This window comes from Selenomonas sp. AE3005 (assembly GCF_000686945.1).
In the GTDB taxonomy this organism is placed as follows: domain Bacteria; phylum Bacillota; class Negativicutes; order Selenomonadales; family Selenomonadaceae; genus Selenomonas_A.
Map to the genome: position 1 here is coordinate 141,338 of NZ_JMME01000007.1, position 10,071 is coordinate 151,408.

At 51.6% G+C, this 10,071-nt stretch carries 9 protein-coding genes; all 9 read right to left on the bottom strand.

The window, feature by feature from the left end; all coding sequences use genetic code 11:
- Positions 1-149: 149 nt before the first annotated feature.
- The 9 genes from recO to DL94_RS0106930 all read right to left on the bottom strand — a co-directional run bounded on the left by recO (position 150) and on the right by DL94_RS0106930 (position 9,842).
- A complete protein-coding gene (gene recO, locus DL94_RS16030) occupies positions 150-878 on the bottom strand; it encodes a DNA repair protein RecO (protein ID WP_028129535.1) in 729 nt (242 codons plus the stop codon).
- Complete coding sequence (locus DL94_RS16035; RefSeq protein WP_028129536.1) at positions 878-1,489, bottom strand: DUF502 domain-containing protein; 612 nt, start codon at positions 1,487-1,489, stop codon at positions 878-880. Before DL94_RS16035 ends, recO begins: the two co-directional genes overlap by 1 nt.
- On the bottom strand, positions 1,486-2,385 hold the full coding sequence (gene era, locus DL94_RS0106900) for a GTPase Era (protein WP_028129537.1): 900 nt from the start codon (positions 2,383-2,385) through the stop codon (positions 1,486-1,488). The genes DL94_RS16035 and era overlap by 4 nt, the downstream gene beginning before the upstream one ends.
- Before the next feature lie 15 nt (positions 2,386-2,400).
- Positions 2,401-2,865, bottom strand: coding sequence for an rRNA maturation RNase YbeY (gene ybeY, locus DL94_RS0106905; RefSeq protein ID WP_028129538.1), 465 nt, complete (start codon positions 2,863-2,865; stop codon positions 2,401-2,403).
- Complete coding sequence (locus tag DL94_RS0106910) at positions 2,846-3,859, bottom strand: PhoH family protein (RefSeq protein ID WP_028129539.1); 1,014 nt, start codon at positions 3,857-3,859, stop codon at positions 2,846-2,848. The genes ybeY and DL94_RS0106910 overlap by 20 nt, the downstream gene beginning before the upstream one ends.
- 202 nt (positions 3,860-4,061) lie before the next feature.
- Entirely contained in the window at positions 4,062-4,970 is a 909-nt protein-coding gene (locus tag DL94_RS0106915; protein ID WP_028129540.1) for a DUF2156 domain-containing protein, read from the bottom strand.
- 67 nt (positions 4,971-5,037) lie between these two features.
- Positions 5,038-5,421 (bottom strand): dihydroxyacetone kinase phosphoryl donor subunit DhaM, encoded by a 384-nt coding sequence (gene dhaM / locus DL94_RS0106920; protein ID WP_028129541.1) that lies wholly within the window; start codon positions 5,419-5,421, stop codon positions 5,038-5,040.
- 65 nt (positions 5,422-5,486) lie between these two features.
- A complete protein-coding gene (locus DL94_RS0106925; protein WP_028129542.1) occupies positions 5,487-9,266 on the bottom strand; it encodes a phosphoribosylformylglycinamidine synthase in 3,780 nt (1,259 codons plus the stop codon).
- 102 nt (positions 9,267-9,368) lie between these two features.
- Complete coding sequence (locus DL94_RS0106930; protein WP_028129543.1) at positions 9,369-9,842, bottom strand: NanQ anomerase/TabA/YiaL family protein; 474 nt, start codon at positions 9,840-9,842, stop codon at positions 9,369-9,371.
- Positions 9,843-10,071: the final 229 nt, after the last annotated feature.

Genomic DNA, 10,071 nt, shown 5'->3' on the forward strand with positions numbered 1-10,071 from the left:
TACAAATCACGACTTTTCTTAGACTACCAAAATAAAATAGTTCCGTCAAGAACAACAAGTCTGAATCACATGACTGCCACCATGCCTCCTGGTAAAATACCTGCCGGCCAGACATACGAAAAAGCCGGACGGTTTCCCGTCCGGTTCATTCATAACTGTTGAATAAAAGCCAGTGATTTCAAGGGCTTGCCCAACAGATTCTGCAAGTATGTCAAAAACAAATTTTCCGCCTGCATGAGGAGCGCCCCTGTTATGCGGAGCTCTGACGGCTTTTCCCAGTCGTAGTCACGCAATTCCAGAATAAAACGGCGCAGGTTGTCAGTCAAGGGCACCGCCCCGGGCTCGCGGCAGTCAGCACAGCAAATGCCGCCGGCACTGAAACTCAAATACGCCTCCCCGTCAATCGATGCACCACAGTGCAGGCAGTGCTCGAAATGCAGCTGCATACCGGTGAATTCGAGCAGCTGAATCACGGCCATAAGTGCCGTCACCCGCGGATTGCGTACTTCAAAGGAATCGAGAATATAGAGCAGCTGCGCAAACATCTGCGGCTCGGCCTGTCCCGGCGGCAAAAACTCGCGCAAAAATTCGGCCACGAAACTGCCATAGGCCATGACTTCCAAATCCTCAGTCAGCTTTTTATAATGTTTCTTCAAAGTACACTGCCGTACAGTGTCCACCCGTTTGCCTTCGGAAAGCTGTACCTCAATGCTCGAAAACATCTGCATACCGGCCGCCAGCGGACTGCGGGGACGGCGGCAGCCAAAAGCCGCGGCCTCTATAAGGCCGCGGTCATACGTAAAGAGCGTCACCATCTTATCGGCCTCGCCCCAGTTTTTGGAGCCCAACACCACCGCGGCGGTCTGATAGCTGGCCATTACTTCTTCTCTCCCTCTACCGGCATATCACTGATACGCTTAGGCATAACCGCACCGGCTGTCAGCATGTACTGCAGTGCCGATTCACTGCTGATATCCAGATAGGTCACATCGCTCTTTTTCACAAAGAGGTTAGTGCCGGAGGTCATATTAAGACTCCAGGGCACAAAGACGCAGACGTAATCGTCCCCCAGTTTGTCCTTGAAGGCCTGCGGTACATCGGCCATGATAAAGCCCAAAGCCTGCGACTGATGAAACGGCACCAGCACCACCTGGTCAAACATGTTATTCGACTCAAATACCGCCGTGGACAAATGCTTGACACTGTTATAGATAAACTTCACCACCGGAATTTTTCCCAGCAGCGTTTCCCCGATATTGATAAGCCGCCGGCCGGCCCAGTACGTAGAGGCCCAGCCTGTAAAGTAAATAATCAGCAGCAGGGTGATAATGCCCATGCCCGGGAAATAAAACGGCAGGTGCTTGCCCAGTACGCCCTCAGTAAAATGCAGCGTTTCCAGTACCACAAAGCAGGTAATAGCCAGCGGCACCCAAAGAATCAGGCCGTTGATAAACCGCCGGGACAAACGCTTAGACAGGCTTTCCTTCATCGCTCGTCACCAAAACCCAAATTGCGCAGAATGCCGTCACGGTCACGCCAATCCTTTTTCACCTTTACCCAAAGGTCAAGGAATACCTTGGAACCCAGCAGGTTTTGAATATCCTGACGAGCCAGGGCGCCAATTTCCTTAAGCATGGCACCTTTCGCCCCGATGACAATGCCCTTTTGTGAATCGCGTTCCACATAGATGGTCGCCCGGATATAGACGTCATCATTGGCACGGGTTGTCATTTCGTCCACGTCCACAGCAATGGCATGGGGAATTTCATCACGCGTCAGATGCAAAGCCTTCTCACGAATGAGTTCAGCCACGATAAGACGTTCCGGCTGGTCGGTGACCATATCTTCCGGATAATACTGCGGCCCTTCCGGCAGGTATTTCTTGGCCTCGGTCAGCAGGCTGTCCAGATTCATTTCTTCCTTGGCAGAGATGGGCACCACCCCGGCAAAGTTATATTTTTCCGTGTAGCCGGAAATAATCGGCAGCGCCCGTTCCTTCTCAATCAGGTCGAGCTTGTTTACTACGAGAATAACCGGACGTTTGGTGGCCTGCAGGCGCTCCAAAATGTAATGCTCGCCAGGGCCCATCTTCTCCGTGGCGTCAACCACAAAGAAAATCGCGTCCACTTCCTTCAAAGTGCCTTCAGCGGCCTTGACCATGTACTCGCCCAGTTTATGCTTGGGCTTGTGAATGCCCGGCGTATCCAAAAAGACAATCTGGGCGTCCGGCTGCGTGAGTATGCACAAAATACGATTGCGCGTCGTCTGGGGCTTATCACTCATAATGGCGATTTTCTGCCCGATAAGGGCATTGATTAACGTGGATTTCCCCACATTAGGCCGGCCAATTACGGCGATAAATCCCGATTTCATTTTCTGCTCCATGTCTGCCTCTTTTCCTTAGTCGCGGCTAATGCCTAATTTATCCATTACAAAACGCTGCTCCGTTTCCATTTCTTCCCGTTCTTCGTCTTCCATGTGGTCATAACCGAGCAAATGCAGCATGCCGTGTACTGTCAAAAAGGCCACTTCGCGGCGCACGCTGTGTCCGTAATCTGCAGCCTGTTCCTCGGCCCGTTCCAGGGAAATAATCAAATCCCCGAGCATATTGACTTCGCTGCCGCCCACCACTTCCGGCTCCTCACTTTCATTGAAGGCAAAGGAAATAACGTCGGTAGGCCTGTCCACACCGCGGTACTCACGGTTTATCACATGAATATGTTCATTGTCCGTAAGCGTTACGCTGACTTCACTGTTTTCCACACCATAGAGCTTTCCTACGGTTTCAATGGCCGTACGGATATTATCGATGTATTCCTGCGGCACAACTAAATTTTCCGGTTCGTTACTGATGATGATTTCCATGCTGTTCTTCCTGTTTCTTCTTTTCCTGTTTACGCTTTTCCTCGTAAGCACCATAGGCCTCTACAATACGGGTAACGACCTCATGGCGGATTACGTCCAGCGGTGCCAGGCGCACAATGCCCACACCTTTGACATTTTCCAGCACCTTGGCCGCCTCCCTGAGCCCCGAAGTCACGCCCCGCGGCAGGTCAACCTGCCCAAGGTCGCCGGTGATGACCATGCGTGAGCCAAAGCCCAGCCGTGTCAAAAACATCTTCATCTGCTTATCGGTGGTGTTTTGTGCCTCATCCAGAATGATAAAAGCATCTTCGAGCGTACGGCCGCGCATATAGGCCAGCGGCGCAATCTCAATAAAGCCCTTGGCCATGAATTTCGTGTAGGTATCCTGACCTAAAATATCCTGCAGGGCATCATAAAGCGGACGCAGGTACGGGTCAACCTTATCCTGCAAATCCCCGGGCAAAAAGCCCAGCCGCTCCCCGGCCTCTACCGCCGGACGAGTGAGGATAATCTTGCGCACCTCACGGTTGCGCAGGGCTGCTACGGCCATGACCACCGCCAGATATGTCTTGCCGGTACCGGCCGGGCCAATGCCAAAGGTAATGGCATTGTGGCGAATGGTATCAAGGTAACGCCGCTGTCCCAGTGTCTTGGGGCGTACATGCCGCCCCCGGGCAGTTACGAGAATCGTATCCCCAAACAGGGTGTGCAGGGCCTCCCCTTTACCGCCTTTGACCAGACCAATGCCATAACGCACTTCGTGCATGGTGATAGCCGTTCCCTGCCGGTGCAGGTATAAAAGTTCCTCCATCACCTTGGCCGCCGCCTCTACCTGGGCACCTTCCCCCAGAATTTCCATACGGTCGCCCCGACTGACAAACTGGCAGTCAAATTCGCTGCGGAATACCTGTAAAAATTCATCGCCCTCGCCGAGTAAAGCAAAGGCCTCATGATTATCCTGAAAAAATATCTGTCTTTCTAATGCCTGCTGCAAAGAATGTGTTCACCTGCCGCTTTCTGATTTAATCAACACGTCCTAACATACATAAAATAATTGTACTATGATTGGACGTGAAGTCAAGAAAAAGACGAAAAAATAGCGAACCGCCGCGCGATTCGCCAAAATGAGTAAAGCTAATAATAAAATTAGTTCACTTTTAGAATATGCCTTTTTCCTGACACTGTCAAGAAAATTTTTAACCCTGCCAAACAGCGTTATACTTCGCAATCATTTTTTCCGGCTTATACGACTCCTTGGCTTTCCGCAGTCCCGGTTCGCCCATATCCTCCTCACGGTTGATATAGGTCATGCCGGCCCAGCAGTTGGCCACAAAGCTCTGATTGATGGCCGGATATGCCCCCCGGATATTGGGGTCGGCTTTTTCCACATGCACAACCACGGTGTCAGTATTAAGCTGTTCACCGAAAGTGAACGCGATAATCCGCCCATCGAGGCGCAGCGCGCCGCCCTGCAGCTTAAAATAATCCCAGTCGGCAAACAGCTCCAAAATCGCGTCCCGTTCCCACTTGATAAAAGGTGAATCGGGCATGGCCTCGATATGCGCATCATACCATTTTTCCAGTTCTTCCCGGCAGGCCGGCAAAAGTTCCGGCGTTATGCTAAGGTACTCAGCCTGCGGATAGAGCTTGCGAAAAGCATTTAAATGATTTTTTTTGGAATGCAGTTTCCGGCCGGCTAACGTGATGAGTTTATCGGCCAGATAAACATAATCAAAATTATCCCTATCCTCCTCCAGGGAAAATTTTCCCGCAGGATAGGCCTCTAAAAACTGGGCGAAAGATTTTTCAATGCCCGTAAATGACAGCACCTGACCGGCCTCGGCAAAATGCGCCTGCAGGCGCTGAACCGCCTGGTCCCAGCGCTCCGGCTCACATAAGGGCTGCATGGCAAAAACCTGCCCTTCCCAGCTGCAGGTCATGTAGAGAATATCCTCATCCTCACAGTACTGTACATTGTACGGTTTACGCCACATAAACAGATTGGTAAAGTTAAAGTGGGAATTTTCGTAGTAAGCGGCGCGATAGTATTTATCTAAAAGCGGCTTGTCTTTCTTGGTCAGTTCAGTAAATTTGATAATCATCAGCCTCCTTGGTCACGGCTATTCATATAAAAATTATAGCTGACCTGTCAAGCCTCCTCCGTAACCTAAGTCACGACAGTTTCTTTTGTCCGCGCGTTTCCTCGGCCGCAGCTACCACCTCGGCCAGGCTGGCTCCGCTGGCGGCCACGACAGCAGCACGCATCGTACCTTCCAGCAGCGGACAATCCGCCATTTTCACCTCATCGTCCTTGAGGTTTTCCAGCACCAGTTCCGTGGTCATAATGGCACTGCCCATATCCATGATTACCACAGCACCGTCACGGCCACAGACAAATTCCACAGCCTTGCTTATTTTTTCATAGCTCGTGCCCATGATACCGTTATCCAGACCGCCGGCCACGGCAATCTGCACACCGTTGGCCATCATTTCGGCCATTTCCTTGATTCCTTCCGCCAATTTGGCATTATGGGATACCACAACAATCCCTACCAAAGCAACTCCCTCCTCACATGGAAAAGCGGTCAGATAAATCCGACCGCCCCCATTATGCTATTTTATCATTTATAATACGCAACACCAGCGGCAAAGAGCTGTTGGTCTTTTTCTCCGGGAACGTTCCGCGATACATCGCGTCCGGTACGTTCCGAATGCCCCATCTTACCCAGTACACGGCCATCCGGACTGGTTATGCCCTCCACGGCCCAAACAGAGCCATTGGGATTAAAGGGAATCTGCGTGGCTGGATTGCCGCTATCATCTACATACTGTGTCGCAATCTGCCCCCGTACCCTCATACGGGCAAGTATCTCTTTATCCGCTACAAACCGGCCCTCACCATGAGAAACCGCTATAGTATGCACATCACCTACACTGACATTGTTGAACCAGGGCGAAAGATTTGATACCACCTTGGTCTGTACCATGCAGGAGACATGCCGGCCTATATTATTATACGTCAAAGTCGGCGAGCTGTCCACCAAATCGCGAATCTCCCCGTAAGGAACCAGCCCGAGCTTGATAAGTGCCTGGAAACCATTGCAGATTCCGAGCATCAGGCCATCGCGTTTATTGAGCAGCTTGTGTATCTGCTCCTTAATCCGGGGATTGCGCAGCATAGCCGCAATGAACTTACCGGAACCGTCCGGTTCGTCACCACCGCTGAATCCGCCGGGCAGCATGACAATCTGGGCCTGACTAATGCCCTTAACCAAAGCCTCAACTGATTCTTCAACCGCACTAGGTGTCAGGTTTCTCACCACCAGGGTGCTGGCCTCAGCGCCGGCCCGTTCCCATGCCCGGACAGAATCGTATTCACAGTTCGTACCCGGGAATACAGGTATAAAGACCTTGGGACGGGCAATGCTGGTTCTGGATCTGATGCCATTTCCCTTGGTGTACAGCGTGCTGACAGCCTTTTCTTTATCTGACTGCTTAATCTTCGTGGGGAAGATGCTTTCCAGCGGCTGCGTAAAAGCTGCCTCGATATCTGCCAGCATGATTACCGTTTCATCGCAGACCACACTGGGGCCGGCCGTGGTTTCACCCAGCTCCGTAAAGCCGGCCTCATGCAGCTTGGCCTTCAGCGCCTCAGAATCGGACACTTCCAACAGCAGTGCCCCATATTCCGGCGTGAACAGCTGTTCTTTGCGCTGCGGCTGAGTAAACTTAAAGCCAATGCCGTTGCCCAGCGTCATTTTCGCCACAGCAGCAGCCACACCGCCGATACCCACACTCTGAATAGCAAAGACGCGGTGTTTTTCCACGAGGTCGCTGACCAGCGACCACTTGGCACGAAGTTTGCCGAAGTCCGGCAGGTCCTGCGCGTCCTTAACTACCGGCAGCAGATAAACCTTATTGCCGGGATATTTAAATTCCGGAGAAATGGCGTCGCCGGCCTTCAGTGTGGTGACCGCAAAAGCTGCTAGTGTCGGCGGTACATGAATGTTTTCAAAGGTACCGGACATGGAGTCCTTGCCGCCGATGGCCGGAATTTCGAGTTCATGCTGCGCCCACAGGGCCCCGAGCAAGGCAGCAAACGGCTTACCCCATTTCTTTTCGTCCTTGCCCAGGCTTTCAAAATATTCCTGGAAGGTCAGGCGGATTTTTTCTGCCCGGCCGCCTACGGCTACCATTTTCGCCGCTGCCTCCACCACGGCATAGAGCGCACCATGGAACGGGCTCCATTCCGTCAAAGCCGGATTAAGACCAAAAGTCATAGCCGTAGCCGTCGTGGTTTCAGCACCCTCCACCGGCAGCTTGGCTACCATACCTTCAGCCGGAGTCAGCTGCTTGCGGCCGCCGAACGGCAGCAGTACCGTATTGCCGCCAATGGTCGAGTCAAACCGCTCAGCCAGTCCCTTTTGACTGCAGACGTTCAAATCTTTGAGATTTTCCAGCCAGGCCTTTTCCAAATCATTACCACAAGCCTCTACGCGGGCCGGAATCTGCCGCAGATAACGGGCGTTCTCATCGGGATTTACAATTTTGGCCTTTACATGCTGGCGCACACCGTTGGTATCGAGGAAATCACGGCTCATTTCCACAATGGTTTCCCCGCGCCACTTCATCACCAGCCGGGATTCCACGGTAACTTCCGCCACCTTGGTGGCCTCCAGATTTTCCGCGTCAGCCAGGGCGGCAAATTTAGCCAGATTCTCGGGACGGATAACGACAGCCATACGTTCCTGCGACTCGGAAATAGCCAGTTCCGTACCATCAAGGCCCTTGTATTTTTTCTTCACAGCGTCCAGATTGATGACCAGGCCCGGCGCCAGTTCGCCAATGGCTACGGCCACACCGCCGGCGCCAAAGTCATTGCAGCGCTTAATCATACGGCTGACTTCGGGATTGCGGAACAGGCGCTGAATCTTGCGTTCCGTCGGAGGGTTGCCCTTCTGTACCTCAGCACCGCAGCTCGTAAGTGATTCTTCCGTATGTTCCTTGGAAGAACCCGTTGCCCCGCCGCAGCCATCACGGCCGGTACGGCCGCCAACCAGGACAATGATATCCCCGGGCAGGGGCTTTTCGCGCACGACATTTTCCTTAGGCGCAGCTGCAATGACGGCACCAATTTCCATGCGCTTGGCCATATAGCCCTCATGGTAAACTTCCCGTACCTGTCCTGTGGCCAGACCAATCTGGTTGCCATAAGCACTATAACCGGCAGCAGCACCCAGCGTGATTTTCTTCTGCGGCAGTTTGCCCGGCAGGGTATCCTTCACCGGACGGCGGGGGTCAGCAGCGCCGGTCACACGCATAGCCTGATATACATAGGAACGGCCGGACAGCGGGTCACGGATAGCACCGCCCAGACAGGTAGCGGCCCCACCAAACGGCTCGATTTCCGTCGGATGGTTATGCGTTTCGTTCTTGAACATCACCAGCCATTCTTCCGGTTTGCCGTCAATATCGGCCTCCACCACAATACTGCAGGCATTTATTTCCTCGGACTTGTCCAAATCGTTCAGTTTTCCCTGACGGCGCAGGGCTTTCATGCCGATGACAGCAATATCCATCAATGTCACATCGCGGTTTTCCCCGACATAGAGCATATCCCGGTCGTTAAGATACTTCGTATAAGCCTTGGCAATAGCCGGCGTATAGTAGCCATTCTCTATCTGCACTTCGTCAATAGCCGTAGTAAAAGTGGTATGACGGCAATGGTCAGACCAGTAAGTATCAATAACCCGGAGCTCCGTAATCGTCGGCGGACGTTTTTCCGTATCGCGGAAATAAATCTGACAGTAAGCCAAATCAGCCAGGCTCATGGCAAAGCCACGTTTCTTCCAAAAGTCCTGCAAACTTTCGGCGTCGAGACTGTTAAAATCTTTCAGGACTTCCACCTTAGGTGGTTCCTCGTATTCCATGGTCAGCGTTTCCGGTTTGGTGAGCGCTGCCTCACGGCTTTCTACTTTGTTGATACAGTAGTCCTTAATTTTGTCAAAGGTTTCCAGGTCAATGTCACCTACGATTACAATGACCTTGGCCACGCGAATTTCCGGCCGTTCCTTCTGTGTCACGAGCTGTACACACTGCGCAGCTGAGTCAGCTGTCTGGTCGTACTGTCCCGGCAGGTACTCCACCGCAAACATTCGGGAGTTAGGAAACTTTGGAAGTTTTTCTTCGTAGACAATATCTACCGGCGGCTCAGAAAAAACGATATTTCTCACCGCATTGAATTCCTCGTCGCTGAGGCCTTCAATATCGTAGCGACGAATGACGCGCACAGCTTTCAATTCGTCCAGCTGGAAGGTTTCCTTCAAGTCACTGCACAGCTGTCTTGCCGGGGTATCAAAATATCCCTGCCGTTTTTCTACGAAAATTCTTCTAACAGTCATGAATGTTCTTTTCCTCCAAACATAGATAGAAATACATAAAGCTTAAATATAGACAAACAGGCATAGAGACTCTGCTCGCACATGAGTCCCTATGCCTGTATATCACAAACTATCAACGGCCACTTTGACCACAACTTTAATTACCGGGCTGGGTATGTCATTAACCGCCGCCTGAGGTCTGTGTACGTCCTCAGGATAAAGCACGGCAAAACACCCCGGAGACAGCACAATGCTGCTATCGGGAACTAAAGCCTTATAAAAGGTAACATCCTTTTCTGCATCATAAGGAGCCAGCGGCTCCAAATCCGGGCTATAGGGACACCATCCCATAAACTCCTCGCCATCCACCATGTATTGAATATCCACATACTTTACATGGGTTTCAGGCTTACAATCCGCCTCGGGACGAGTATTATAGCGCTGCACATTGGCAAAGCATTTATCCCCTGCAATAGGATATCTGCCATCAGCAACTTTGGTGAAATCCGTATCCCGCAAATAGTCCAAGGCCTTTTGAATGATTTCCGGATAATCTACATGATTTTCGTCTAGCGTATCCATACTACCGATAATCATTACACAACCCTCTCCCTGTCCTACATTTTCGTAAAGAAATTAACTTACATACACATTTTACCTAAAAGATTTACATTATGCAAGTATATATGTTTACCACAACCCCCTGTTTCCTGCTGACCTGCCCCACAAAAAACTTCCCCTGCGGACATTTAAGCCGCGCAGGGGAAGTTAAAAATCATATTTACCACATACGGCGCAAAGTTACAGCACACATAATATCCCGGTC

Coding starts and splice junctions, on each gene's coding strand:
- recO (WP_028129535.1), bottom strand. CDS start 878: ATGGCCAGCTATCAGACCGCCGCGGTGGTGTTGGGCTCCAAAAACTGG.
- DL94_RS16035 (WP_028129536.1), bottom strand. CDS start 1,489: ATGAAGGAAAGCCTGTCTAAGCGTTTGTCCCGGCGGTTTATCAACGGC.
- era (WP_028129537.1), bottom strand. CDS start 2,385: ATGGAGCAGAAAATGAAATCGGGATTTATCGCCGTAATTGGCCGGCCT.
- ybeY (WP_028129538.1), bottom strand. CDS start 2,865: ATGGAAATCATCATCAGTAACGAACCGGAAAATTTAGTTGTGCCGCAG.
- DL94_RS0106925 (WP_028129542.1), bottom strand. CDS start 9,266: ATGACTGTTAGAAGAATTTTCGTAGAAAAACGGCAGGGATATTTTGAT.
- DL94_RS0106930 (WP_028129543.1), bottom strand. CDS start 9,842: ATGATTATCGGTAGTATGGATACGCTAGACGAAAATCATGTAGATTAT.